General features: G+C 56.2%; 24 protein-coding genes. 17 read left to right on the forward strand and 7 right to left on the reverse strand.

The annotated features are described in order from the left end of the window. Positions 1-95 precede the first annotated feature (95 nt). The 4 genes from FU672_RS20160 to rimL all read left to right on the forward strand — a co-directional run bounded on the left by FU672_RS20160 (position 96) and on the right by rimL (position 4590). Positions 96-1265, forward strand: coding sequence for a pyridoxal phosphate-dependent aminotransferase (locus FU672_RS20160; protein ID WP_148244549.1), 1170 nt, complete (start codon positions 96-98; stop codon positions 1263-1265). Positions 1266-1275: 10 nt separating this feature from the next. Then, a complete protein-coding gene (locus tag FU672_RS20165) occupies positions 1276-2049 on the forward strand; it encodes a transporter substrate-binding domain-containing protein (protein WP_025756391.1) in 774 nt (257 codons plus the stop codon). A 242-nt stretch (positions 2050-2291) separates the two neighbouring features. Then, positions 2292-3947, forward strand: a complete 1656-nt coding sequence (locus FU672_RS20170; protein ID WP_148244550.1) for a glucan biosynthesis protein D — start codon at positions 2292-2294, stop codon at positions 3945-3947. A 103-nt stretch (positions 3948-4050) separates the two neighbouring features. Further along, positions 4051-4590: a 50S ribosomal protein L7/L12-serine acetyltransferase gene (gene rimL, locus FU672_RS20175; protein WP_148244551.1), complete on the forward strand. Its 540-nt coding sequence runs from the start codon at positions 4051-4053 to the stop codon at positions 4588-4590. Here rimL and ydcK read toward each other — a convergent pair. Beyond that, positions 4585-5565 carry a YdcK family protein gene (gene ydcK, locus FU672_RS20180; RefSeq protein WP_148244552.1) on the reverse strand — a complete coding sequence of 327 codons (981 nt, stop codon included), beginning with the start codon at positions 5563-5565 and terminating at the stop codon, positions 4585-4587. The genes rimL and ydcK overlap by 6 nt on opposite strands. Before the next feature lie 136 nt (positions 5566-5701). Here ydcK and tehB point away from each other — a divergent pair, with 136 nt between their 5' ends. After that, positions 5702-6295, forward strand: a complete 594-nt coding sequence (tehB, locus tag FU672_RS20185) for a tellurite resistance methyltransferase TehB (protein WP_148244553.1) — start codon at positions 5702-5704, stop codon at positions 6293-6295. On the opposite strand, the gene pepT is transcribed toward tehB, so the two are convergent. After that, the gene (gene pepT, locus FU672_RS20190; RefSeq protein WP_148244554.1) at positions 6292-7521 is read right to left on the reverse strand and encodes a peptidase T; all 1230 of its coding nucleotides are present in this window, start codon (positions 7519-7521) and stop codon (positions 6292-6294) included. The two genes, tehB and pepT, sit on opposite strands and share 4 nt — an antisense overlap. 111 nt (positions 7522-7632) lie before the next feature. On the opposite strand from pepT, the gene FU672_RS20195 reads away from it, so the two are divergent. After that, positions 7633-9228, forward strand: coding sequence for an ABC transporter substrate-binding protein (locus tag FU672_RS20195; RefSeq protein ID WP_148244617.1), 1596 nt, complete (start codon positions 7633-7635; stop codon positions 9226-9228). A 135-nt stretch (positions 9229-9363) separates the two neighbouring features. After that, the gene (locus tag FU672_RS20200) at positions 9364-10038 is read left to right on the forward strand and encodes a DUF3313 domain-containing protein (RefSeq protein WP_148244555.1); all 675 of its coding nucleotides are present in this window, start codon (positions 9364-9366) and stop codon (positions 10036-10038) included. 34 nt (positions 10039-10072) lie between these two features. Here FU672_RS20200 and FU672_RS20205 read toward each other — a convergent pair whose 3' ends face one another. Beyond that, complete coding sequence (locus FU672_RS20205) at positions 10073-10969, reverse strand: DMT family transporter (RefSeq protein ID WP_148244556.1); 897 nt, start codon at positions 10967-10969, stop codon at positions 10073-10075. Between the two features lie 174 nt (positions 10970-11143). On the opposite strand from FU672_RS20205, the gene FU672_RS20210 reads away from it, so the two are divergent. Further along, positions 11144-12016 carry a helix-turn-helix transcriptional regulator gene (locus FU672_RS20210; RefSeq protein WP_148244557.1) on the forward strand — a complete coding sequence of 291 codons (873 nt, stop codon included), beginning with the start codon at positions 11144-11146 and terminating at the stop codon, positions 12014-12016. On the opposite strand, the gene FU672_RS20215 is transcribed toward FU672_RS20210, so the two are convergent. After that, positions 11996-13195, reverse strand: coding sequence for a benzoate/H(+) symporter BenE family transporter (locus FU672_RS20215; RefSeq protein WP_148244558.1), 1200 nt, complete (start codon positions 13193-13195; stop codon positions 11996-11998). The genes FU672_RS20210 and FU672_RS20215 overlap by 21 nt on opposite strands. Before the next feature lie 59 nt (positions 13196-13254). On the opposite strand from FU672_RS20215, the gene FU672_RS20220 reads away from it, so the two are divergent. Then, the gene (locus FU672_RS20220) at positions 13255-13782 is read left to right on the forward strand and encodes a helix-turn-helix domain-containing protein (protein ID WP_148244559.1); all 528 of its coding nucleotides are present in this window, start codon (positions 13255-13257) and stop codon (positions 13780-13782) included. A gap of 80 nt (positions 13783-13862) precedes the next feature. After that, entirely contained in the window at positions 13863-15827 is a 1965-nt protein-coding gene (locus tag FU672_RS20225) for a peptidase U32 family protein (protein WP_148244560.1), read from the forward strand. Here the strand turns inward: FU672_RS20225 and FU672_RS20230 are convergent, their stop codons facing one another. After that, complete coding sequence (locus FU672_RS20230) at positions 15828-16058, reverse strand: DUF2554 family protein (protein WP_148244561.1); 231 nt, start codon at positions 16056-16058, stop codon at positions 15828-15830. 244 nt (positions 16059-16302) lie between these two features. On the opposite strand from FU672_RS20230, the gene FU672_RS20235 reads away from it, so the two are divergent. Then, positions 16303-16665, forward strand: coding sequence for a hypothetical protein (locus tag FU672_RS20235; RefSeq protein WP_148244562.1), 363 nt, complete (start codon positions 16303-16305; stop codon positions 16663-16665). A gap of 163 nt (positions 16666-16828) precedes the next feature. Here FU672_RS20235 and FU672_RS20240 read toward each other — a convergent pair whose 3' ends face one another. Together FU672_RS20240 and ftrA are read right to left on the reverse strand one after the other, a co-directional pair. After that, on the reverse strand, positions 16829-17365 hold the full coding sequence (locus FU672_RS20240) for a dihydrofolate reductase family protein (protein ID WP_148244563.1): 537 nt from the start codon (positions 17363-17365) through the stop codon (positions 16829-16831). A gap of 40 nt (positions 17366-17405) precedes the next feature. After that, positions 17406-18413 (reverse strand): transcriptional regulator FtrA, encoded by a 1008-nt coding sequence (ftrA, locus tag FU672_RS20245; protein ID WP_148244564.1) that lies wholly within the window; start codon positions 18411-18413, stop codon positions 17406-17408. A gap of 73 nt (positions 18414-18486) precedes the next feature. Between ftrA and FU672_RS20250 the strand changes: the two genes are divergently transcribed. From FU672_RS20250 to urtD, 6 genes are all read left to right on the forward strand, one after another. Beyond that, entirely contained in the window at positions 18487-18900 is a 414-nt protein-coding gene (locus FU672_RS20250) for a rhodanese-like domain-containing protein (RefSeq protein WP_148244565.1), read from the forward strand. Between the two features lie 156 nt (positions 18901-19056). Beyond that, positions 19057-20160 (forward strand): cobalamin-independent methionine synthase II family protein, encoded by a 1104-nt coding sequence (locus FU672_RS20255; RefSeq protein ID WP_148244566.1) that lies wholly within the window; start codon positions 19057-19059, stop codon positions 20158-20160. A 202-nt stretch (positions 20161-20362) separates the two neighbouring features. After that, positions 20363-21634, forward strand: coding sequence for an urea ABC transporter substrate-binding protein (gene urtA, locus FU672_RS20260; protein WP_014883816.1), 1272 nt, complete (start codon positions 20363-20365; stop codon positions 21632-21634). 24 nt (positions 21635-21658) lie between these two features. After that, the gene (gene urtB, locus FU672_RS20265; RefSeq protein ID WP_148244567.1) at positions 21659-23233 is read left to right on the forward strand and encodes an urea ABC transporter permease subunit UrtB; all 1575 of its coding nucleotides are present in this window, start codon (positions 21659-21661) and stop codon (positions 23231-23233) included. Beyond that, positions 23233-24306 carry an urea ABC transporter permease subunit UrtC gene (gene urtC / locus FU672_RS20270; protein WP_148244568.1) on the forward strand — a complete coding sequence of 358 codons (1074 nt, stop codon included), beginning with the start codon at positions 23233-23235 and terminating at the stop codon, positions 24304-24306. Before urtB ends, urtC begins: the two co-directional genes overlap by 1 nt. Next, a complete protein-coding gene (gene urtD / locus FU672_RS20275; protein WP_148244569.1) occupies positions 24306-25103 on the forward strand; it encodes an urea ABC transporter ATP-binding protein UrtD in 798 nt (265 codons plus the stop codon). The genes urtC and urtD overlap by 1 nt, the downstream gene beginning before the upstream one ends. Positions 25104-25111: the final 8 nt, after the last annotated feature.

The following is a 25111-nucleotide window of genomic DNA, read 5'->3' on the forward strand; positions in this document are numbered from 1 at the left end:
ATTTTTCTCATGGCTATTATGACAACAATTCGATTGTCCCGACAACACAGATGTTGTTTGAATAGTTATGCAATGTCCATGAGAAGGGAAAGAGGATGACTTTACGAACGCCTGTGCAAACGCGCTCCAAACTGCCGGATGTGGGAACCACCATTTTTACCGTTATCGGCCAGCTCTCGGCGCAGCATAACGCGATTAACCTTTCTCAGGGCGCACCGAATTTTTCCTGCGACCCGAAGCTGATTGCGGGCGTCACCCGCGCAATGGAGGCGGGCCATAACCAGTATGCGGCAATGACCGGCCTGCAGCCGCTCAAAGAACGTATTGCCGATAAAATTGCCACGCTCTACGGCACGCAGTATGACCCTGCCAGTGAGGTGCTGGTGACTGCCAGCGCCAGTGAGGGGCTCTATTCAGCGATAAGTGGGCTGGTGCACCCGGGTGATGAGGTGATCTACTTTGAGCCGTCATTTGACAGCTACGCGCCGATTGTCCGTCTGCAGGGGGCAACCCCGATTGCCATCAAGCTCACCGTGCCGGATTTTTCCGTCAACTGGGATGAGGTCCGTGCCGCGATCACCCCGCGTACGCGCATGATCATCATCAATACGCCGCATAACCCAAGCGGTCAGGTCTTCTCAGCCAATGATCTGCAACAGCTGGCGGCGCTGACGCGCAATACCGACATCATTATTTTGTCTGACGAAGTGTACGAACACGTCGTTTTTGATGGTGAACCGCACCACGGGATGGCCACGCACCCGCAGCTGGCGGAGCGCAGCGTGATTATTTCCTCTTTCGGAAAAACCTATCACGTCACCGGGTGGCGCGTGGGCTACTGTGTTGCCCCGGCGGTACTGATGGATGAGATTTGTAAAGTCCATCAATTTTTAATGTTTTCTGCCGATACGCCAATGCAGCACGCGTTTGCTGAGCATATGGTCGATCCGCAAACCTGGCTGTCGCTGTCGGCGTTTTACCAGCGTAAGCGCGATCTGCTTCACAGCCTGCTGGCCGATTCGCCGTTTACGCTGCTGCCGAGCGCCGGATCGTTCTTCATGCTGGCGGACTACAGCCAGTTCAGCGACGAGCGCGACAGCGAGCTGGTGAAACGGTTGATCGTTGAGTATGGCGTTGCCACCATTCCGCTGTCGGCGTTTTATGCGGACGGTACGGATAATAAATTGATTCGTCTCTCTTTTGCGAAAGATGAGGCGACGTTACGGGCAGGTGCCCAGGCCCTGTGTCGGGTTAAACCACGCTGAGGAGTATTAGATGAAATTACGCGCGTTAGTTGTCGGCATGGGATTGCTGTGTACCTTTTCTTCCTTCGCGGCCACCGAGCTGCGTTACGGTCTGGAAGCGGAATATCCGCCGTTTGAGAGCCGCAATGCAGCGGGCGAACTGGAAGGGTTTGACGTTGAGCTGGGGAATGCCATTTGCAAAGCGGCAGCGCTGAAGTGCAGCTGGGTTGAAACCTCATTTGATGCGTTGATCCCGGGCCTGGTGGCGAAGAAATTTGACGCCATCAACTCGGCGATGAACATTACCGAGCAGCGTCGCAAGAGCATTGATTTTACCCAGCCGATTTACCGTATTCCGTCGCAGCTGGTCGGCAAGGCCGGTACGGCGGTCGAGGCGACGCCCGAAGGGCTGAAGGGCAAAACTATCGGCGTGCTGCAGGGGTCCATTCAGGAAACCTATGCGAAAGAGCACTGGGAAAAGCAGGGTGTCACCGTGGTGTCTTATAAAGATCAGAATATGGCCTGGGGCGACCTGCTGAATGGCCGTATCGACGCCTCGCTGGTTATGTCCGCGGCCGGGCAGGCAGGTTTCCTTAGTAAGCCGCAGGGGAAAGGGTTTGGCTTCATCGGCAAACCGGTGTCTGACGACACTATCCTCGGCAGTGGGATCGGTTTTGGGTTGCGTAAAGGTGACGAGGCCACCAAAAAGCAGCTTGATGCCGCGATTGATAAAGTACGTGCCGACGGCACGATCGCTAAACTCGCTGATAAGTACTTCCCGGGTATCGATGTCAGCGTAAAATAACCGCCTCCTTTGCCCCGTCAGCTGATGTCCTGACGGGGCATTTTTATACACATTTTCCAGGCTTTCTTTACACCACTTTCGGGCCGTTCTGGTCGACAGAAAATATTTCTCACTTTGTTCATATAATCACCGGCCAACAATTGGATTCTTAACCATTTTTGTTTAGGCTGTGCGTTCTTTCTTGCCGTCATTTCGCCGAGCGCGAAACACATTCACACGACCATAAGGACGTTTTTCCAGGCATGAATCGCAGACGTTTTCTAAAAGGCTCGCTGGCAGTGGCAGCCCTGAGCGGCACATCTGGCCTTGCTTCCCTGTTTTCCAAAGCGGCATACGCTGCCGACTCTGACATTGCTGACGGCCAGAGCCGTCGTTTTGACTTTTCCGTACTGCAATCCATGGCGCATGACCTGGCGAAAACCCCGTGGGGTGGCGCGCCGCGTCCGCTGCCGGACACGCTGGCAACCATGACGCCGCAGGCGTACAACGCCATCCGCTACGATGAAAAACAGTCACTGTGGAACAACATTGAAGGGCGTCAGCTGGACGTGCAGTTCTTCCATATGGGGATGGGGTTCCGTCGCCGCGTGCGGATGTTCTCGCTGGACCAGTCTACCTCTATGGCACGCGAGATCCACTTCCGTCCGGAGCTGTTCAGCTACGGTGAAACGGGTGTGGATACCAAACAGCTGGAAGGGCAAAGCGATCTCGGCTTTGCGGGCTTCCGCGCCTTTAAGGCGCCTGAGCTGGCGCGTCGCGATATCGTCTCTTTCCTGGGGGCGAGCTATTTCCGCGCGGTGGATGACACTTACCAGTATGGCCTTTCCGCTCGCGGTCTGGCGGTAGATACCTTTACCGACACGCCGGAAGAGTTCCCGGACTTTACCTCCTTCTGGTTTGAAACCGTCAAACCCGGCGACACGACTTTTACCGTTTATACGCTGTTGGATAGCCCGAGCATAACCGGCGCCTATAAATTCGTGATCCACTGCGAGAAGAGCCAGGTAATTATGGAGGTGGAAAACCATCTCTATGCGCGTAAGGACATCAAGCAGCTCGGCATCGCGCCGATGACCAGCATGTTCAGCTGTGGCAATAACGAACGCCGCATGTGTGACACCATTCACCCGCAAATCCATGACTCCGACCGCCTGGCGATGTGGCGCGGCAACGGCGAGTGGATCTGTCGTCCGCTGAACAACCCGCAGAAGCTGCAGTTCAACGCCTATATGGACAAAAACCCGAAAGGGTTCGGTCTGCTGCAGCTCGATCGCGATTTCTCGCACTATCAGGACGTGATGGGCTGGTATAACAAACGCCCAAGCCTGTGGGTTGAACCGCGCAATGACTGGGGTAAAGGCGCGGTTGGCCTGATGGAGATCCCGACCACGGGTGAAACGCTGGATAACGTGGTCTGCTTCTGGCAGCCGGAAAAAGCGGTGAAAGCGGGCGACGAGCTGGACTTTAAATATCGTCTGTACTGGAGCGCAATGCCGCCGGTGCGTTCTCCGCTGGCCAACGTCTTCGCCACCCGTACCGGCATGGGCGGGTTCCCGGAAGGCTGGGCACCGGGCGAAAATTACCCGAAAGTGTGGGCCCGTCGCTTTGCTATCGACTTCGTCGGTGGCGACCTGAAGGCCGCTGCACCAAAAGGCATTGAGCCGGTGATTACGCTCTCCAGCGGTGAAGCGAAGCAGGTTGAGATCCTCTACGTTGAGCCGTTTGACGGCTATCGCATTCTGTTTGACTGGTACCCCACGTCGGATTCAACCGAGCCGGTGGATATGCGCCTGTTCCTGCGCTGCCAGGGCGATGCCATCAGTGAAACCTGGCTGTACCAGTATTTCCCGCCAGCGCCGGATAAACGTCATTACGTTGACGACCGGGTAATGCGTTAACGTTTGTGGGATTGTGCCGGGTGGCGGCTTCGCCTTACCCGGCCTACGTTTCGACACTGTAGGCCCGGTAAGCGTTAGCGCCACCGGGCGATGACGAGGCACCATGACATCTGAAATCATCCCCGTTTCACAAGACATCGAACTGCGTTCAGTCGAAGAGCGTTACACCACCGACCTGCACAATCTCGTCGTCAAAAACAAAACCTTTCTGCAAACCGCCTTTGACTGGGCGCAGCACGTGGGAAGCGAGGACGATACCCGCCGCAACGTGCAGAGCAACCAGATGCTGCACCAGCGCGGCTACGCCAAAATGTTTTTGATCTTCGCGTGCGATGAACTGGTTGGCGTGCTGTCGTTTAATACGATTGAACCTGCCAACAAGGCCGGGTACATCGGCTACTGGCTGGATGAAGATCGCCAGGGGCAGGGCATTCTCTCCCGGTCACTGCAGGCGTTTATGCGCTACTACGTCGAACGCGGTGAGATCCGCCGTTTTGTGATCAAGTGTCGGGTGGCAAATCAGCACAGCAACAACGTTGCCGTGCGCAACGGTTTTACGCTGGAAGGGTGCCTGCGGGAAGCGGAATACCTGAATGGCCGCTTTGATGATGTGAACATCTACGGGAAGATCTCTACCCTATAACGCCCCCAGCAGCGGGGTGCGGGTGATGCGCTGGTCGCCATTAATCACTTTTTCGCCGCGCAGGTGAATGCTTTCGCCAGCAAAGGCTTCAATGATCGCATCATCGGTGATTTCAACCCGGTGCTCGATGAGCACATCACCGCTTATCCGCGCGCGTCCCTGGACCACCACTTTGTCATCCAGCATGATTGGCCCGCCGCGCAGCCATGCCTGACCGCCAATCAGGACGTGGTGCTTGATGACGCAGTTTCCCTCCACCACAGCATTCTCCGCAATCTGAGAACTGTAGCGCACCGTCGGAATGGCATCGTCGCCCAAACCGGCAATCACGCGGGCGTTGCCATAGACCTTTGCGCAGTCGCACACCCAGACGTTATTTAAGTCGTTACCTTCGAGGATCGCGTTGTCGAATATTTCGGCGCGGTGCTCAACAAAGGCAAAATTGACCATGGCCTCGCCGTAGATTTGCGCCTGGTGCACAATGCGTGACTGGCTGACCGTCGCCTTATCGTAGATTTGCAGGATCTGTTCATGGTCCGGCGTCAGCCCTTTGGCAGCAATAACCACGCTGTGATGCAGTACACGAGCCTCGCCGTAAATATGGCACTCGCCCCGTACGCAGGATTGCTGAATGGTGACATTGTCACTTATGCGCGCCCCGTGGCTTACCTCCGCGCCGTCCAGCCAGCAGCTGTCACCGATACGGGCATCATGGCTGATGACGCAAGGCAGGGTAAGGCGCGCGTTGCCGGACACGGCTGCACCGGCGAACACCACGCTGTTTTCGTCGTAAATCCAACAGTCGCCGCTCTGCGCGAGAGCGCGCTCATCGTCAATCCAGCCGCCTTTCGTACCGGCCGTCACGTCGTTAAAATCCACTGTCGCGATAATCTGCCGCAACGTCGCAGAGTGGGTTGTCTCGCCGTTTTTCCATTGCCAGAGGCGTGTCTCGTCGCTAAGGCGATATTTGTTCATCTGTCTGTCTCTGATAAGCGTCTTAACTAAACGTAGCAAATTTTTCGGTTTTTGAACGGTTGGCAACCAGACGGTAAACGCTTTAAAATAGCATTCAGGATGCACTTTAAACGTATGCAGGATCAGGAAAAAAATAATGACCGTCGATGAGAATTACTTCACAGAGAAATATGGCTTAACCCGTACTCATTCAGAGGTGCTGTTCAGTGCGGGAAAGATTAAACCGGGTAAAACGCTGGATCTGGGTTGCGGCAATGGCCGTAACAGCCTCTTCCTGGCGGCCAACGGTTACGATGTGACCGCGTGGGATAAGAACCCGATGAGCATCGATAATATCGAGCGTATCAAGGCCGAAGAAGGGATCGATAACCTCCAAACGGCGATCAAAGATCTCAATAACCTGAGTTTTGACGGCGAGTACGATTTCATTCTCTCCACCGTGGTGATGATGTTCCTGGAGGCAAAAACCATCCCGGGACTTATTGCCAACATGCAGCGCTGCACGAAGCCGGGTGGCTACAACCTGATTGTTGCCGCCATGGATACGGCGGATTACCCGTGCACCGTCGGCTTCCCGTTTGCGTTTAAAACCGGTGAGCTGAGCAACTACTATGAAGGCTGGGCGTTGCTCAAATACAACGAAGACGTGGGCGAACTGCACCGCACCGATGAAAACGGCAACCGCATTAAGCTGCGCTTTGCCACTATGCTGGCACGCAAGCCCGCTTAACGGGCGGCCAGCAGGCAGATCTGCAGCGCGGTGTTGTAAGACGCCTCGAACGATGACAGCGGCAGGAATTCAAACTTTGAGTGGAAGTTATGCGCGCCGGTGAAGAAGTTCGGCGTGAGCAGCCCTTTTGCCGAGAGCGCCGCGCCGTCGGTACCGCCGCGCATTGGCGTCGGCTTCGGCGTGATGCCGAGCGATTCCATTGCCTCGAACATCAGATCGATAGCACGTCGGTCTTCGCCAATCGCATTGCTGATATTGCTGTAGGTATCTTCAATGCGATAGTCCACCCTGGCCGTTGGGTGTTGGGCGGCAATCATCGCGGCAACGTCGGCAATCTGCTGCTTGCGGGCGGCAAAGTTGTCCTTGTCAAAGTCGCGGATATTGGCCTTAAGAACGGCCTCGTTCTGCCCGGCCTGAATGCCGTTAAACCAGATATAGCCTTCACGCCCCTCGGTGCACTCTGGCGTTTGCTGGCGGTCAAAATGGTTGATGTAGTCTGTCGCCATCAGCAGGGGATTCACCAGCACGCCTTTGGCGGACATCGGGTGCGCCGTTACGCCGGTAAAGCGGATCTCAGCGGCTGCCGCATTAAAGTTCTCGTAGACAATTTCACCCAGCTCGCAGCAGTCGATGGTCCAGGCAAAGTCGACGTCGAAGCGCTTAAGATCCAGCGCCTTGGCACCGTTCAGGCCGATCTCTTCATCAGGCACAAATGCCACGACGATATCCCCATGCTGATGCTCTGCCGTCAGGTTTTCCAGCACCGTCATGACGACCGTGACCGCTGATTTATTATCGGCACCTAATACGCTAGTCCCGTCGCTGAAAATAATCTCCTCGTTCGGATAAGCCAGAATTTCGGGGTGCTCTTTAACCCGCAGCCAAATGTCTTTCTCTTTATTCAGACAAAGATCTTCACCGGTAAAGGTTAATATTTGTGGATGAATATCCGGTGATAATCCCACGTCCACGGTATCAATATGGGTAATAAAGCCGATGCGCGGCGCACCGGGCACATTGCCTTTTTTTACCGCCGTGACCGTGGCGAATTCATCAATCACAATGTCGTCTAACCCCAGCTGTGCCAGTTCCTGCGCCAGCTCCCGCGCCATGTCATGCTGGCCCGGCGTTGAGGGCAGCGTTTTCACTTTAGGATCGCTCTGGCTGGTGATAGCGAGATAGCGGAAAAAACGGTGCGTTAATTGTCTGGAAAGTGGCGAGCCCATAGTGATTTGTTCCTTATTTATTTTTCGGGTGTTTGCCACCTCACTTTAATGTTATTTATGAAATGACAAAAGAATTAATTAGCCGTCGAATTAAAAAGACAGGAATAAATGATGACACGCAAACTCACAACTTTAACGCTGGCACTCGCTGCGCTCACGGTCAGTTCCACCGTTGCCGCGAAAACGCTGGTGTATTGCTCCGAAGGATCGCCGGAAAACTTTAATCCTCAGTTATACACCTCGGGAACCAGCGTGGATGCCAGCGCGGTGCCGGTCTATAACCGGCTGGTCGATTTCAAACCCGGCACCACGGAGCTGGTGCCGAGCCTCGCGGAGCGCTGGGAGGTGAGCGACGACGGCAAGGTTTATACCTTCCATCTGCGTAAAGGCGTCAAATTCCAGAGCAATAAATCCTTCACGCCGACCCGCGACTTTAACGCCGACGACGTGATTTTCTCGTTTATGCGGCAGAAAGACGTGAATCATCCCTATCACAACGTCTCTAACGGCAGCTACTCCAACTTCGAAAGTCTGGAGTTTGGTAGCCTGATAACCGGCATTGATAAAGTTGATGACCACACTGTACGCTTTACCCTGACGCACCCGGAAGCGCCGTTTGTCGCCGATCTGGCATGGTATTTTGCCTCGATCCTTTCCGCAGAGTATGCCGACGCGATGCTAAAAGCGGGCACGCCGGAGAAGGTGGATATGGAGCCCATCGGCACCGGGCCGTTTAAGCTGACGCAGTATCAGAAGGATTCGCGGATCCTGTTCACGGCGTTTGCCGACTACTGGCAGGGGAAATCGAAGCTGGATCGGCTGGTGTTTAGCATCACACCGGACGCCTCCGTGCGTTTTGCCAAAATTGAGAAGAATGAATGTCAGGTGATGCCGTTCCCGAACCCGGCGGATCTGCCGCGCATGAAGGCGAACAAAGATATCAACCTGATGAGCAAAGCCGGACTGAATACCGGTTTTCTGGCGTTCAATACCCAAAAACCACCGCTGGATAACGTAAAAGTCCGTCAGGCGCTGGCGATGGCCATCAATAAACCGGCCATTATTGAGGCGGTGTTCCATGGCACCGGCACCGCGGCGAAGAACCTGCTGCCGCCGGGCGTCTGGAGCGCAGACAGCGAGCTTAAGGATTACGATTACGATCCCGAAAAGGCGAAAGCGCTACTGAAAGAGGCCGGTTTTGCCAACGGCGTGAGCGTCGACCTGTGGGCGATGCCGGTCCAGCGTCCGTACAATCCGAATGCGAAACGCATGGCGGAGATGATTCAGGCCGACTGGGCGAAAATCGGCGTACAGACCAAAATCGTCACCTACGAATGGGGCGAATACCTTAAGCGCGTGAAGGGCGGTGAACATCAGGCCGCGCTGATGGGCTGGACGACCGCAACGGGCGACCCCGATAACTTCTTTGGTCCGCTGTTTACCTGTACCTCGGCAAACGGCGGGTCAAATTCGGCGAAATGGTGCTACAAGCCGTTTGATAGCATCATCGCCGAGGCGAAATCGATAACCGATCATGATAAACGCGTGGCGCTGTATAAAGAGGCTCAGCAGATGATGCATGACCAGATGCCCGCGGTAATGATTGCGCATTCAACCATTTTCGAACCGGTGCGCAAGGAAGTGACGGGCTATGAAATCGACCCGTTTGGCAAACATCTGTTCTGGCAACTGGATATAAATCAGTAATTTTTCACTGCCCGGCATGCGTTCGGGCAGTCTTTTCGCAATTTGTGCTCCCCGCATCATTTTTTGTCACAACAAACCCGCCAGTCTTTTGCTATAACTTCAATTGCATACTTGCAGATAACATGGAAAACCATCATGCGTACTCAAACTTTTTTTAAAGTTGCAGTGCTTACTGGTCTGTTAGCGTTGGCGGGCTGTTCTTCAAAAGTCGCCGCTCCAGAACAATACTCCGGCTTTTTAAAAGATTATTCAGGCTTGCAGCAGACGACGTCTGCGACGGGTAAACCAACGCTGCGTTGGGTTGACCCTTCGTATAACGAAGCCAACTACGACAGTATTCTCTGGACGCCAATTACCTATTATCCAGCACCAAAACCAACCACCCAGATTGGTCAAAAAACGCTTGATGAGCTTCTGACCTATACCAATAACAAAATGAAAACGGCGATTGGTACCCGTAAACCTGTTGTGACGACACCGGGCAAACACAGCCTGATCTTCCGCGGTGCCATCACCGGGGTGAGTTCGCAGAAAGAAGGTCTGCAGTTCTATGAAGTGGTGCCGGTCGCGCTGGTGGTGGCGGGTACGCAGATGGCAACCGGTCACCGTACCATGGATACGCATCTTTTCTTCGAAGGTGAGCTCATTGACGCGGCCACCAACAAACCGGTCATGAAAGTGGTGCGTAAAGGTGAAGGTAAGGAACTGGCAAACGAAAATACACCGATGGGCTTCGCGACGCTGAAGCAGGTTGTTGATGACATGGCGACGGATGCCACCATGTTTGATGTCAAAAAGACCGCGAAATAAAATAAAACGGCCTGCATTGCGCAGGCCGTTTTATTTACGCCGCTCGTAAGCGCCTGAACCAGGTTTCTGGTTTGGTAAACATCACCATATTTCCTCCCAGAATCAGCAATAATCCCACGATACCGTTGATATGCCAGACGTAGCCTTCATACACCGTGGAGATGGACAATGCCACCAGCGGGAAGAGCAGCGTACTGTAGGCCGCTTTGCCCGGACCAATGCGGCCCACCAGCGTGAAGTAGGCGCCAAAGGCAATGACCGAACCAAACAGGGCCAGATAGAGCAGCGCGCCAATGTAGCTGATGGTCCACTCTGGCGCGAAGCTGTCGCCTCTGAACAGGGCAATGCAGCCCATTACCAGCGTGCCATAAAGCATCGCCCAGGCGTTGGTGGTCATGGTTTCAAGGCCTCTGCGCTGATGACGCATGCTGATCATATTGCCCAGCGAGAAGCCGTAGGTGCCGAGTGCGGAAAGACCAATCCCGGTCAGGAGCGACGCGTTCCAGCCGCTGGCCAGTAGATCGTCCCAGAAGAGGGTGATGATCCCGATCAGGCCCAGTGCCGCCGCCATCCAGAACCGTGTCGGCGGACGCTGCCCGAAGAAAATAAAGCTGTTAATGGCGTTATAGAGCACGGCCATGGAGAAGATCACCGATTCCAGCCCGGTATTGATGTGCGAGGCTGCGGTGTAAAAACACCAGAAGTTAAAGCAGAAAACGCAACATCCCTGGAGCATGCAATAAAGGTGATCCCGCAGCGCCAGCTTGCGCAGGCGGCGTAGGGCGATTAACACCACCATCATCGTGAGGCTGGCGACGGCGAAACGCCAGAAAATAGAGACGGGCGCGGCTACGGGCCCCTGCTGCAGAAAAATCGCAATCCAGGTGGTTCCCCAGATGACCACCACCAGTCCGTATAATAATGCGTTCATACTTTTTCTCTTCTCAAACCCCGAATGCCCGCAGTATGGCGCGCAGATCCGCAACGGGCTTTCACCGGCTTGCGGATGACTTGCAAAATCTTGCGCTTTTTTCTTTCCCGGGGACTGGCAACGGGAGACAACTCTTCTTAGACTGATATTCCCATCAATCATGCGCTAACGGTTATGTCTCACGCTTACGATACCTTTGAAACGCTTTGCCAACAGAATGCGGTCCTGCGGGAAACCGTCTCGCTGAACTCGGGTATTCAGCTGGCAGCGTGGTACAACAAGCACGATACGATAACGGTTAAAAGTAACCACCATACCCTGAGTCTGTACGTGGCGGACGGCTACGAAAGTTATCAAAAAACGCCGGGCGGCTGGAAGAACGGCGGGGGACCGGACCGTTTCTGTTTGATGCCCAAAGAGAGCGAATCGACGTGGGATATCCGGGATGATCTGTCGTTTGTGCATCTCTACTGCACCGATGAACACCTGCGCGACGTGGGGGAAAAGATCTGGGATAAGCGGCCGCTTTCGCTGACGCTGGACGAGCGCATTTTTGGTAGCGATCCGAAGATCACCGCGCTGTATCGTCAGTTTTTGCTTGGCTGCGACTGGCAGCAGCACGCAAACCAGCTCACCCTGAGCACGGCCTCTACGCTGCTCCTGACCCATCTGCTGCAAAACTACTCTAACGTTCAGTGGAAGCTGCCGGTCGTCACCGGCGGGTTATCGCCATTCGTGCTGCGCAATGTGTTGGCTTTTGTCGAAGAGAACCTGGGGCAGCCCCTGACGCTGGCTGAACTGGCGGCGCAGGCCGCCCTCAGCGAATACCATTTTGCCCGCATGTTCCGCCAGTCGACGGGGCTGGCGCCGCATCAGTACGTGATGCAGAGACGAATGGAAAAAGTGAAGGCCCTTGTGCAGCGCACCTCGACGCCGCTGACGGACATCGCCCTTGCCTGTGGGTTTAACTCCGCCAGCCACTTCAGCAACCGCTTTCGCAGTGCGACGGGCATGACGCCTTCGCAACTACGCGCGGCGAGCGCGTGAAAACAGGGCGTAGCACACGCCGCCCAGCACCAGTCCCCAGAATGCCGAACCGATACCCAGGATCGTAACGCCACTCGCGGTCATCAGGAACGTGACGATGGCTGCGTCGCGCTCCGCTTCGTGGCTCAATGCCTGATATAAACTCCCGCTGATGGTGCCCAGCAGCGCCAGACCGGCGAGTGTCTGGATCCAGCTGAGCGGCAGAGCGGCCATCAGCCCGGTAATCGAGCCGCCGAAAATCCCCGCAATCAGATAAAACCCTCCGGCAGCAATGGCCGCCAGCCAGCGTTTACCGGCATCCGGATGTGCATCCGGGCTTTGACAAATGGCGGCAGTAATGGCCGCGATACAGATAGAAAAGACGCCAAAAGGGGAAAGCAGCAGCGCCAGCGCCCCCGTAACGATGATGAGCGGTGAGACCGCAAGCGGGTAACCGGAGGCCTTCATCGTGGCGAAACCCGGCGCATTTTGCGATGCCATGGTTACCAGGAAGAAGGGCACGCCAATACTCACCAGGCTGGTGAAGGTGAACGTGGGCGCAATAAACTCAGGCATCACAAGGGAGAGCGTGAGTTTATTGGTGACAACGTCGCCCCCCGCCCATGCCACGATACCGCCGACCAGCAGCGTGACCACGATGGCATAACGCGGAGCCAATGCTTTTGCCATCAGCCATGCCGCAATCATGCTGCCGCACAGCAGAAAGTGACCCTCAAGATGCGCAAATGCATGCAGGCCAAACTGCAGCAACACCCCTGCCAGCATGGCGGCAGCAAGCGAATGGGGGATCAGCCTCATCAGACGGGCGAAGAGCCCGGTGATGCCGCAAAGTAAAATGAGCGCGTTAGCAAAGATGAACACGCCGATCGTTTCAGCCAGCGTAACACCGTGCAGGCTGGTGGCGAGCAGCGCCGCGCCGGGCGTCGACCAGGCGGTCAGCACCGGTGCTTTATACCACCAGGACAGCGCCAGCGTGCTGACACCCATCCCAATCCCCAGTGCGGTCATCCAGCCCGCAATCTGCTGTGCGCTGGCACCAGCCGCAGCGGCGGCCTGCCAGATGATGGCTGCCGAGCTGGCGTAACCGACCAGCACGGCGACAAATCCAGCCAGTGCGACTGGAACAAGGTGAGAGGAAGGGCGCATGAAAACTCCGTTGTGCGTTATAACGTCCAGCATAAGGTAACACTGTGCGCTATAGCGTACAAGTGGTATGCTGATCGCCATCAGGAGGGAACATGGACATCACACTACATCTTGCAACAACACTGAAAACGCTGCGTCAGGCGCGCGGCTGGAGTTTGTCGAAGCTCGCGGACGAGACCGGCGTGTCAAAAGCCATGCTTGGGCAAATTGAGCGAAATGAATCCAGCCCGACGGTGTCGACGCTGTGGAAAATTGCCACGGGACTGAACGTACCGTTTTCCGCGTTCATCACGCCGGAGGCGGACCGGCAGGCGGTATTTGACCCGCAGCAGCAGGCGATGGTGGTCAAACCGCTCTTTCCATGGGATGAGACGCTCGGGTTTGATTATTTCTCCATTACGCTGGCACCCGGTGCGCTGAGTGAATCCACGCCGCATGAGGCCGGGGTGATTGAACATGTAGTGGTGGTCAGCGGCGAGCTGGAGATGAAACTTGATGGCAAGTGGCAGACGATTTCTGCCGACTCGGGCGTCCGTTTTGCCGGCGATAAACCGCACGCCTACCGCAACAGCAGCGAGCGGACGGTGCATTTTCACTCCCTGATTCATTATCCCCGCTGACGCTACGCAAAACTGTTTCGCTGACGCATACTTCTGACTACAATAGCCGCCATTTTGACCATAACGGATAACGACGAAGTATGCGCCTGCAATCCCATCATCTTGAACTTTTAAGCCCGGCCCGCGACGCCGCCATTGCCCGTGAAGCGATCCTTCATGGCGCTGACGCTGTCTACATCGGTGGCCCTGGCTTCGGTGCCCGCCATAACGCCAGCAACAGCCTGAGCGATATTGCTGAACTGGTGCCGTTCGCCCACCGTTTCGGGGCGAAAGTGTTCGTGACCCTGAACACCATTCTTCATGATGATGAGCTGGAGCCTGCGCAACGTCTGATTACCGATCTCTACCAGACCGGCGTTGATGCCCTGATTGTTCAGGATATGGGCGTTCTGGCGCTGGATATTCCGCCCATTGAGCTGCATGCCAGTACCCAGTGTGATATCCGTACGGTCGAGAAGGCGAAGTTTCTCTCCGACGTCGGCTTTTCGCAGATCGTTCTGGCGCGTGAGCTGAACCTGAATCAAATCCGCGATATTCACCAGGCGACCGACGCGACGATTGAATTCTTTATCCACGGTGCGCTGTGCGTTGCTTATTCCGGTCAGTGCAATATTTCCCACGCGCAGACGGGCCGCAGCGCCAACCGCGGCGACTGCTCTCAGGCCTGCCGTCTGCCGTATACCCTGAAAGACGATCAGGGCCGCGTCGTGGCGTTCGAAAAACACCTGCTCTCCATGAAGGATAACGATCAGACGGCCAACCTGGGCGCGCTGATCGACGCGGGCGTGCGTTCCTTCAAAATTGAAGGGCGTTACAAAGATATGAGCTACGTGAAGAACATCACCGCGCACTATCGCCAGATGCTGGACGCCATTATTGACGATCGCGGTGACCTGGCGCGCGCGTCGGCCGGTCGCACCGAGCATTTCTTTATTCCGTCGACGGACAAAACCTTCCACCGCGGCAGCACGGACTATTTTGTGAATGCCCGTAAAGGGGATATCGGCGCGTTTGACTCACCGAAGTTTATCGGTTTACCGGTTGGTGAAGTGCTGAAAGTGGCGAAAGATCACCTTGATGTTGAAGTGACGGAACCGCTGGCCAACGGCGATGGCCTTAACGTGATGATTAAGCGTGAAGTCGTGGGCTTCCGTGCTAATACGGTCGAGAAAACCGGCGAGAACCGCTACCGCGTATGGCCGAATGAAATGCCCGCCGATCTCTACAAGGCGCGGCCGAACGCGGCGCTTAACCGTAACCTCGATCATAACTGGCAACAGGCGCTGCTGAAAACCTCCAGCGAACGTCGTATCGCGGTGGATATTGCGCTGGGCGGCTGGGAAGAGCAGCTGATTCTGACCATGACCTGCGAAGACGGCATCAGCGTGACGCATACGCTTGATGGTCTGTTCGAGGTGGCAAACAACGCGGAAAAAGCGCTCAACAGCCTGAAAGATGGCGTGGCGAAGCTGGGCCAGACGATTTACTACGCGCGCGCTATCGACGTTAATCTACCGGACGCGCTGTTCGTGCCGAACAGCTTGCTTAACGCCTTCCGCCGTGAAACGGCAGAAATGCTGGATGCCGCGCGCCTGGCACAGTATCCGCGCGGTAGCCGTAAAGCGGAAGCCGTCCCTGCGCCTGTATACCCGGACACCCATTTATCCTTCCTCGCCAACGTTTACAACCATAAAGCTCGTGAATTCTATCATCGCCACGGCGTGCAGCTGATCGACGCAGCCTATGAAGCGCATGAAGAGAAGGGCGATGTGCCGGTGATGATCACCAAGCACTGCCTGCGCTTTGCGTTTAACCTGTGTCCTAAGCAGGCAAAAGGGAACATTAAGAGCTGGAAGGCTACCCCCATGCAGTTGGTCAACGGTGACGAAGTTCTGACCCTCAAGTTCGACTGCCGTCCTTGCGAAATGCATGTGATTGGCAAGATGAAAAACCACATCTTCAAAATGCCACAGCCCGGCAGTATTGTGGCGTCCGTCAGTCCGGACGATCTGATGAAAACCCTGCCAAAACGCAAGGGTAGCTAATTACCGAACGTGTGTGTCCGGTTTGCGCGATTTCTGCCACAGGTGGTGTTCGCGCAAACCCTCCGCCGACTCTTCCGCAGCGCTTCGCAACTCATCGCTGTCGGCTTCATGACGAAGCTGATGCGCCACATTCTTTACCCATAAATATTCATGTCCCCTGTGCCCGGCCATAAGCTGGCCTGAAAACAGCGCACAAATAAGCATGACGAAAGATAACCCTTTTTTAATCATGGATTCACCGCTGAAAAACAATGCCGGATAATCATGTCGATTATTTTTTAGGGTTATTATTCAAAAATTAAAATTAGCGCAAAGAAAATGTCAAATAATGTGCGTTCGGAATAGCAGTTAGGACATTTCCTAAAAATCATCTGAGTCTTTGTAAACTACCATTTCTGGTCCACAATTGGATGTTTGCATTAAGGATTAATCTTATATAATAGTTGTCTTGGGCTAAGGAACAGGTCATTTATAAATGAAAAAAATAATAGCGCTTGCGCTTCTGGCGGTTGCTGTTGGAGCCGTTGCAGGGATTCGTTATGCAGGTAATGACGAACCAGAATATATTCGATCTGCAGAAATTCGCGTCGGTTCCTATTTAACCAGTGACTATGGTGGCGTTGCCTGCGCCAGCAAAAAAGTGAACGATCAGCATTGGGAATTAGATTGCACTCATCAAGCAAGAGGAAAAACATTCCAGTTCGCGGTGTATCCCTCTGATAAAGCACCTTATGGTGTCGCCCGCTCCTTTTATCTTGAAGCCATTAATGACGATGCAAAACAGAGCGCTGATCAGGGCCTTATGCGTTATTTGCAGATCAATACCCATGCAGGGTAATAAGGTTGTTTAGCGTTCATTGAGTCGACAGATGTTAGGTTGTAAGAGATCCGCAGCCCGGCCATGGAGTGTCGGGAGGTAGAGACCAAAATACAAATCTATCCATGCAAGCATTTACCGCCATTTTTTGGCGGTTTTTTTTTGCGCAGGTCGTCACGGTGGGTTATGGCGTCAGCCGATAGTGTGACTGCACCAGGCCCGAAGGGAAGCTATGGCTTGATACCAGAGTTAAATCGATATCTTGTGGAAGGGTTCCGAACAGCGGTTTTCCCGCCCCGAGCAGGACAGGAACGGTGGTGATCACCATATCGGCCACCAGTCCTTCGCGCAGGAACGACTGGATCACCTGTCCGCCATCGAGATAGACGCGATGTACGTCCTGCGCGGCGAGATCGTCAAGCACCTCCTTTGGCGTGCGGCATGAGAACTGCACTTTGCCCTTTAGCGCCTCCGGCACGGGCGTGTTGGCCAGCTGTCGGGAGAGCACCAGCACGGGCCGGTCATAAGGCCATGTGTCAAAGGTCAATACCTTCTCATAACTCCCTCGTCCCATCACGATCCAGTCTTTGTCCGCGATGAACGCCTCATAGCCATGGTCTTCTGCCGGATCGTCGCGCTGCAGCAGCCAGTCGATATCGTCATTCTGTCGGGCGATGTAACCATCAAGACTGACCGCGATAAAAACGTGTGTGGTAACCATCAGGTGCTCCGTATGCCAGTGTAACCATAAAAATAACGCCTCAGCGGGCAGTACCAGGACGTGAAAATTGTTTGCGATACTGAGCCGGGGAAAGCGCGAACTGCTGGCGAAAATGATGACGCAATGTCGACGCCTGACCAAACCCGGTCTGTTCAGCGATGCTGTCGATGCTTAACCGGCTGCTTTCCAGATAATCTTTCGCTCTCAGCAGGCGCTCATTGATTAACCAGCGTGCGGGCGTCGTCCCCGTCGCCGCCTCGAAGCGACGAAGGAAGGTGCGCTGGCTCATACCGACCCGACGCGCCAGGGAGTCGACGCTGTGCGCCTCGATAAGATGCGTGTGCAGAAAATCAAACAGCTGGCCCAGACGCTGGCTTTCCCGCAGCTGCGCCACCGGGCGGCTCAACTGCTGTGGTTGAGATCCATCCCTGTGAGGAGGAATGACCAGCCGACGCGCCACGCTGTTGGCGGTTTCCATTCCATAATCCCGACGCACAACGTGCAGGCAGAGATCGATTCCCGCCGCACTGCCTGCGGAGGTCAGTATATCGCCCTCGTCCTGGTAGAGCACATCCTCAACCACGTCGATGTCAGGGTAACGGGCTTTAAGCGCGTCAATGTAGCGCCAGTGCGTCGTGGCTTTACGTCCGTTCAGCAGCCCTGAGGCGGCCAGTACAAACACGCCCGAGCAGATGGAGAGCAACTGACACCCGCGCGCGCTGGCCTGACGCAATGCGCCACAGAGCGCATCCGGAACCGGTGAATCCAGTCCTCGCCAGCCCGGAACAACGATCAGGTCGGCAGACTCAAGCAGCGTGATATCCCCATCGGTAATGATGCGGATCCCACCTGTCGCCCTAAGTTCACCGCTATCAACGCTCGCCACCGCAAAACGATACCATTCGTCGCCCAGCTCGGGGCGCGGCAGGCCGAAGATCTCCACCGCTACGCCAAACTCAAAGGTACACAGACCGTCATACGCCAGCACGACCACTTTCGGGCGGGGAATTTGTCTTAAGTTTGTCATCTTTTTGCTGTTTTCTGGCATAAGCGAACGCATTCACGGGCTGAATTTGTGGATAGAGTAGTGTTAACACAAACGCCAAAGATGAGGAAGGATCATGAGCTATGTTACTGAATTTCCGGCTGCCGAGCCGCAGGAAGCCGTTACCCATTTTCTGCGCCGCCTGAGCGTTGAAACCGACTGTGCTGATGTGCATCATGCCATCGTCAACCATGAGCAGGACTTCGTGCTGCTGCACGTGGTGGGAAGCCCGGAACAGTTTGCCCGCCGTCATGTGCCTGGCGCATTGCACCTGCCGCGGAGCCAGATTACCGCTGAGCGTATGGCCCAATGGCCTGAAGGCACGCTGTTCGTCGTCTACTGTGCAGGACCGCACTGCAACGGCGCGGACAGAGCCGCGCTGAAGCTGGCGCGCCTCGGGCTGCCGGTCAAAATCATGCTCGGAGGGATCACCGGCTGGGAAGATGAAAAGTTCGCCTTTGCCAGTAGCGAAGCCGTCGTCGCGCTGTGAACATGAATTTTTTTCAACACCCGTGAAATTTTCTCGTTTGCCGGAAGGCGGCAGGTATGACATCTTTTTTGGACATTTAGACATCCAGAAGTCTAAAGATTCAAATGATGAATTATCACTGCTGGCAATTATCGCCGGCAGACTGAGGAGATTTCCATGCAACGACAGCACGCCCCGTACCGCGCCGATGTAGTCGGCAGTTTTTTACGCCCGGATGCCATCAAACAGGCTCGCCTGAAGTTCGCCAGCGGCGAAATTGATGCCGGACAGCTTCGCGCTGTGGAAGACGATGCCATTCGCCACGTCGTTGAGCAGCAGTGCGCGTGCGGCCTGCATGTCGTGACCGACGGTGAATTTCGCCGTGCCTGGTGGCACTTCGACTTCTTCGACGGTTTGCAGGGCGTTGAGCGTTACGATTCACAGCAGGGCATCCAGTTTAACGGGGTGCAAACCAAAGCCCACGGCGTGCGCGTCACCGGCAAGCTGGGCTTTGGCGAGCATCCAATGCTCGAAGATTTCCGTTATCTGAAAAGCATCAGCGGTAATGCTCAGCCGAAAATGACCATTCCCAGCCCGAGCGTGCTGCATTTCCGCGGAGGCCGTAAAGATATTGATGCGACAGTGTATCCGGACCTGAATGTGTATTTTGACGATCTGGCGACCACCTGGCGCGACGCCATCCGCGCATTCTACGATGCGGGCTGCCGTTACCTGCAGCTGGACGACACCGTCTGGGCCTATCTCTGTTCGGACGATCAGCGCCGTCAGATCCGCGAGCGCGGCGATGATGCCGATGAGCTGGCTCGTATCTATGCCCGCGTCCTGAACAAGGCGCTGGAAGGCAAGCCGGACGATCTGACCATCGGGCTGCACGTCTGTCGCGGTAACTTCCGTTCAACCTGGATTTCCGAAGGCGGCTATGAGCCGGTGGCGGAAGTGCTGTTCGGGACGGTCAACGTTGACGCGTTCTTCCTTGAATATGATAACGACCGCAGCGGTGATTTCGCGCCATTGCGCTTTGTTCACCCGGGCAAGCAGCAGGTGGTGCTGGGTCTTATCACCACGAAAAACGGTGAGCTGGAGAACCCTGAGGGTGTTAAAGCCCGTCTGGAAGAGGCGGCGAAATTCGTGGCAAAAGAGCAAATTTGCCTCAGCCCGCAGTGCGGCTTTGCCTCTACCGAAGAGGGTAACAGCCTGAGTGAAACCCAGCAGTGGGACAAAGTCCGTCTGGTCACGCAGATCGCCAGCGAAGTCTGGTAAAACCTCCTCCTCAGCGCTGCATTATAAAAGTGCAGCGCTGTGCCATTCTGAGACGTTCTCTTTACATCCTGCGTTCCACCTCCTGAAATAGCGCGCCCTCCATTCTGGCATCCTTTTTGCTCCTGCTTCGCTGACACCTTTATTTCCGCGTCCACGCCGTAACGGACGTTTTCGCACAGCGTTCTTTTTCAGGAGTGAAAATATGCAGCGTCGTACCTTATTAAAAGCTTTTGCGTTATCCGCGTCCGTCGTGGCGATGGGAATGAGTTTTGGCGTACAGGCGGCCGATACCATCAAAGTGGGGATCATGCATTCTCTTTCCGGCACCATGGCCATCTCCGAAACGCCGCTGAAGGACGTTGCCCTGATGACGATTGATGAAATCAACGCCAAAGGCGGTGTGCTGGGCAAGAAGCTGGAGCCGGTGGTGGTGGATCCGGCCTCAAACTGGCCGCTGTTTGCCGAGAAAGCGCGCCAGCTGTTAAGTCAGGATAAAGTGGCGGTCGTGTTCGGCTGCTGGACGTCGGTGTCGCGCAAATCCGTGCTGCCGGTGTTTGAGGAACTGAACGGCCTGCTGTTCTACCCGGTGCAATATGAAGGCGAAGAGATGTCGCCGAACGTCTTCTATACCGGTGCGGCACCGAACCAGCAGGCCATCCCGGCGGTGGAATACCTGATGAGCGAAGACGGCGGCGCGGCGAAACGCTTCTTCCTTCTGGGCACCGATTACGTCTACCCGCGCACCACCAACAAGATCCTGCGCGCTTTCCTGCATTCGAAAGGGGTAGAGGATAAGGACATCGAAGAGGTTTACACCCCGTTTGGCCATAGCGACTACCAGACCATCGTCGCCAACATCAAGAAATTCTCCGCCGGTGGTAAAACCGCCGTGGTGTCGACCATCAACGGCGATTCCAACGTGCCATTCTACAAAGAGCTGGCTAACCAGGGGCTGAAGGCGACCGACGTGCCGGTGGTGGCGTTCTCCGTGGGCGAAGAAGAGCTGCGCGGGATCGACACCAAACCGCTGGTCGGCAACCTGGCCGCGTGGAACTACTTTGAATCCGTGGATAATCCGACCAACCAGGCCTTCGTGGCAGATTACAAAGCCTATGCCAAAGCGCATAAGCTGCCGAACGCCGATACCGTGGTGACCAACGACCCGATGGAAGCTACTTACGTGGGGATCCATATGTGGGCGCAGGCAGTGGAAAAAGCGGGTACTACCGACGTGGATAAAGTGCGTGCGGCGATGGCAGGCCAGTCCTTTAAGGCGCCGTCTGGCTTTACGCTCACCATGGATGCCACCAACCACCATCTGCATAAGCCGGTCATGATCGGTGAAATCGAAGGCAACGGCCAGTTCAACGTGGTGTGGCAGACGGAGCAGCCGGTACGCGCCCAGCCGTGGAGCCCGTTCATCGCCGGGAATGACAAAAAGCCCGACCAGCCGATGAAAACCGCCAGCAACTAAGCCATCACTGCAGGGAGAAACGTCATGAACGCCATGCGCATGTTCATCGCTCTTGTATGGCTTTCCGGACTGCTGCCAGGGATGGCGCAGGCATCGGATGCCGATCGTTTTGTTGCCGCCAGCCGCAGCCAGCAGGCGGAATTGCTGACGCAGTGGGCCGTCGCGCCGGATGCCGCGAGGCTGCCGCTGCTGCAGGCGCTGCAAAAGGAAAATCTGTATACCGACGGCCAAAAGCACGCCTTTGCCCGGCGTAATGGTCAAATGGTGTCGCTCGGTGACGCTAAGGCGGCCGAAGGGGCAACCAAAGCCGTTCGTCTGACCAACCGGCTGCGCGTGCTGGCCGCCACGGCCATCGCTACGCATCAGCTGGTGAGTGACAGTGTCACCGAAAGGCGAGCGGCGGCACGTCAGCTTCAGCGGGATGCCCAGCCCGGGATGCTCGCTTTTCTGCAAAAGCGGGTAAACGATGAAACGGACGCGGTGGCACATCAGGCGCTTTTACTGGCGGTGGCGAATCTCCAGCTAACCAGCCCGCAGGCAGAGGTGCGCCGTAAAGCTGTCGAATTATTAGGGCAGTCCGACGATCCGGACGTGGAGTCCAGACTTACCCCGTTTACCCAGGCACAGACAGAGCCGGATGCCGGGGTTCGCGCCGCCGCGCAAGAGAGTCTTAGCCAGGTCCAGCATCGACTGATGTGGGGCGATCTGCTGGGCCAGGCGTTTATGGGGCTGTCCCTGGGGTCAGTGCTGCTGCTGGCGGCGCTGGGGCTCGCCATCACCTACGGCCTGCTGGGCGTCATTAATATGGCGCACGGCGAGATGCTGATGCTGGGCGCGTACGCCACGTGGATGGTACAGCAGGCGATGGCCGGGCTTGCGCCTCAGTGGCTGGCGCTCTATCCCGTTATCGCGCTGCCGGTCGCATTCTGCCTGACTGCGGGCATCGGGATGGTGCTGGAGCGCACCGTGATTCGCCATCTGTACGGTCGTCCGCTGGAAACGCTGCTGGCGACGTGGGGGATCAGCCTGATGATTATCCAGCTGGTGCGCATGACGTTTGGTGCCCAGAACCTGGAGGTGGCGAACCCGGCATGGCTGTCTGGCGGGGTGCAGGTTTTTGCTAACCTGACGCTGCCGTGGAACCGCATTGTGGTGCTGGGCTTCGTGCTGCTGGTGCTGTTCTTTACCTGGCTCATTTTGAATAAAACCCGTCTGGGGCTGAACGTGCGCGCGGTGACGCAGAACCGCAGCATGGCCGCCTGCTGCGGGGTACCGACAGGTCGCGTCGATATGCTGGCGTTTGGGCTTGGCTCAGGAATTGCCGGGTTAGGCGGCGTGGCGCTATCGCAGCTCGGTAACGTCGGACCGGAGCTGGGCCAGGGCTATATTATCGACTCTTTCCTCGTGGTTGTTCTTGGTGGCGTAGGCCAGCTGGCAGGCAGCGTGGCCGCGGCCTTTGGTCTGGGCATTTTCAATAAAATTCTTGAACCGCAGATGGGGGCGGTGCTGGGCAAGATTGTGATTCTGGTGGCGATCGTGCTGTTTATTCAGAAACGCCCTCAGGGGCTGTTTGCGCTGAAAGGGAGGGTGATTGACTGATGAGCCAGCCGCTGACCTTAACGCTGGCGCGCAAAGCGCCACGCACCACGCAACTTGCAGGCAGCCTGCTGGTGGTGTGTCTGCTGATATTACCGTTTTTTGCCTTACTGCCTGCGACGCATCCGCTGGCGCTGTCGACCTGGATGCTGACGCTGATTGGTAAGATCCTCTGCTATGCCATCGTTGCGGTGGCGCTGGATCTGGTGTGGGGCTATGCCGGGATGCTCTCTCTTGGACACGGCATCTTCTTCGCCCTGGGCGGCTACGCGATGGGGATGTACCTGATGCGCCAGGCCGCAGGTGACGGTCTGCCTGCGTTTATGTCGTTTCTTTCCTGGAGCGACCTGCCGTGGTTCTGGTGGGGAACCCAGCATTTTGCCTGGGCGCTGGTGCTGATTGTACTGGTTCCGGGGCTGCTGGCGCTGGTGTTTGGCTGGTTTGCCTTCCGCTCAAAGATAAAAGGGGTCTACTTCTCGATTATGACCCAGGCGCTGACCTATGCCGGGATGCTGCTGTTCTTTCGCAACGAAACCGGTTTTGGCGGCAATAACGGTTTTACCGGCTTCACCACGCTGCTCGGGTTTTCGGTGACGGAAACGACCACCCGTATCGCGCTGTTTCTGGCGACCGTGCTGTTGCTGCTCCTGGCGTTGGGCACCGGATTTGCGCTGGCGAAGAGCAAGTTTGGCCGCATCCTGACCGCCGTTCGCGACGCCGAAAATCGCCTGACGTTTTGCGGCTACGATCCGCGCGGGTTCAAGCTGCTGGTATGGACGCTTTCTGCCGTGCTGTGCGGCCTGGCGGGGGCGCTGTACGTCCCGCAGGTGGGCATTATTAATCCCGGTGAAATGTCACCGACGAACTCGATAGAAGCGGCCATCTGGGTGGCGCTGGGTGGGCGCGGCACGCTGGTCGGGCCGGTGATTGGCGCAGCGCTGGTAAACGGTGCGAAGAGCTTTTTCACCGTCGCGATGCCGGAATACTGGCAGCTGTTTCTGGGGCTGATTTTCATCGCCGTCACGCTGTTTTTACCGCGCGGCGTCTACGGTCTGTTTCGAAAGGGAGAGAAATAATGCAGCCTGCCGAAGGGTTATTTACCCGCCAGTTGCCCGGCGATCGTTACCGGGACCAGACCGACCCGGTGCTTCAGCTTGAGGCCATTAACGTCAATTTTGATGGATTTCAGGCCCTGACCGATCTCTCGCTGAATATCGGCGTGGGCGAGTTGCGCTGCGTGATAGGCCCTAACGGAGCCGGTAAAACCACGCTGATGGACGTCATCACCGGCAAAACGCGGCCAAAGAGCGGCAGGGCGATTTACGATCAGTCCATCGACCTGACTGCACTGGAGCCTGCGGCCATTGCCCGCCAGGGGATCGGGCGTAAATTCCAGAAACCCACCGTTTTTGAAGCGCTGACGGTGTGGGAAAACCTGGAGATCGCCATGAAAACCGATAAATCCGTCTGGGCGAGCCTGCGGGCAACGCTCAACGGTGAACAGCGCGACCGCATTGATGAGATGCTGGTTTTGCTGCGCCTTAGCAGCGAGCGCGACCGCCGCGCCGGGCTGCTTTCCCACGGGCAAAAACAGTTTCTGGAAATCGGTATGCTTCTGGTGCAGGACCCGCACCTGTTGCTGCTGGATGAACCGGCCGCCGGGATGACCGACGCGGAAACGGAATACACCGCCGAGCTGTTCAAAACGCTGGCGGGTAAGCATTCCCTGATGGTGGTGGAGCACGATATGGGCTTTGTGGAAACCATCGCCGACCACGTGACGGTGCTGCATCAGGGCCGCGTGCTGGCGGAAGGTTCGCTTCGCGAGGTGCAGGCCAACGAGCAGGTGATTGAGGTCTATCTGGGACGTTAAGGAGAGGT

Source organism: Enterobacter asburiae (genome assembly GCF_008080435.1).
GTDB lineage: Bacteria > Pseudomonadota > Gammaproteobacteria > Enterobacterales > Enterobacteriaceae > Enterobacter > Enterobacter asburiae_C.

Excerpts from the sequence above, each read along its gene's own strand:
- FU672_RS20220 (WP_148244559.1), top strand. The coding sequence starts at position 13,255 with ATGGACATCACACTACATCTTGCAACAACACTGAAAACGCTGCGTCAG.
- FU672_RS20160 (WP_148244549.1), top strand. The coding sequence starts at position 96 with ATGACTTTACGAACGCCTGTGCAAACGCGCTCCAAACTGCCGGATGTG.
- FU672_RS20165 (WP_025756391.1), top strand. The coding sequence starts at position 1,276 with ATGAAATTACGCGCGTTAGTTGTCGGCATGGGATTGCTGTGTACCTTT.
- FU672_RS20240 (WP_148244563.1), bottom strand. The coding sequence starts at position 17,365 with ATGGTTACCACACACGTTTTTATCGCGGTCAGTCTTGATGGTTACATC.
- FU672_RS20235 (WP_148244562.1), top strand. The coding sequence starts at position 16,303 with ATGAAAAAAATAATAGCGCTTGCGCTTCTGGCGGTTGCTGTTGGAGCC.
- urtC (WP_148244568.1), top strand. The coding sequence starts at position 23,233 with ATGAGCCAGCCGCTGACCTTAACGCTGGCGCGCAAAGCGCCACGCACC.
- FU672_RS20195 (WP_148244617.1), top strand. The coding sequence starts at position 7,633 with ATGACACGCAAACTCACAACTTTAACGCTGGCACTCGCTGCGCTCACG.
- FU672_RS20210 (WP_148244557.1), top strand. The coding sequence starts at position 11,144 with ATGTCTCACGCTTACGATACCTTTGAAACGCTTTGCCAACAGAATGCG.
- FU672_RS20205 (WP_148244556.1), bottom strand. The coding sequence starts at position 10,969 with ATGAACGCATTATTATACGGACTGGTGGTGGTCATCTGGGGAACCACC.
- FU672_RS20250 (WP_148244565.1), top strand. The coding sequence starts at position 18,487 with ATGAGCTATGTTACTGAATTTCCGGCTGCCGAGCCGCAGGAAGCCGTT.
- rimL (WP_148244551.1), top strand. The coding sequence starts at position 4,051 with ATGACATCTGAAATCATCCCCGTTTCACAAGACATCGAACTGCGTTCA.
- urtA (WP_014883816.1), top strand. The coding sequence starts at position 20,363 with ATGCAGCGTCGTACCTTATTAAAAGCTTTTGCGTTATCCGCGTCCGTC.
- FU672_RS20225 (WP_148244560.1), top strand. The coding sequence starts at position 13,863 with ATGCGCCTGCAATCCCATCATCTTGAACTTTTAAGCCCGGCCCGCGAC.
- pepT (WP_148244554.1), bottom strand. The coding sequence starts at position 7,521 with ATGGGCTCGCCACTTTCCAGACAATTAACGCACCGTTTTTTCCGCTAT.
- urtB (WP_148244567.1), top strand. The coding sequence starts at position 21,659 with ATGAACGCCATGCGCATGTTCATCGCTCTTGTATGGCTTTCCGGACTG.
- tehB (WP_148244553.1), top strand. The coding sequence starts at position 5,702 with ATGACCGTCGATGAGAATTACTTCACAGAGAAATATGGCTTAACCCGT.
- ftrA (WP_148244564.1), bottom strand. The coding sequence starts at position 18,413 with ATGCCAGAAAACAGCAAAAAGATGACAAACTTAAGACAAATTCCCCGC.
- FU672_RS20170 (WP_148244550.1), top strand. The coding sequence starts at position 2,292 with ATGAATCGCAGACGTTTTCTAAAAGGCTCGCTGGCAGTGGCAGCCCTG.
- urtD (WP_148244569.1), top strand. The coding sequence starts at position 24,306 with ATGCAGCCTGCCGAAGGGTTATTTACCCGCCAGTTGCCCGGCGATCGT.
- FU672_RS20215 (WP_148244558.1), bottom strand. The coding sequence starts at position 13,195 with ATGCTGGACGTTATAACGCACAACGGAGTTTTCATGCGCCCTTCCTCT.
- ydcK (WP_148244552.1), bottom strand. The coding sequence starts at position 5,565 with ATGAACAAATATCGCCTTAGCGACGAGACACGCCTCTGGCAATGGAAA.
- FU672_RS20230 (WP_148244561.1), bottom strand. The coding sequence starts at position 16,058 with ATGATTAAAAAAGGGTTATCTTTCGTCATGCTTATTTGTGCGCTGTTT.
- FU672_RS20255 (WP_148244566.1), top strand. The coding sequence starts at position 19,057 with ATGCAACGACAGCACGCCCCGTACCGCGCCGATGTAGTCGGCAGTTTT.
- FU672_RS20200 (WP_148244555.1), top strand. The coding sequence starts at position 9,364 with ATGCGTACTCAAACTTTTTTTAAAGTTGCAGTGCTTACTGGTCTGTTA.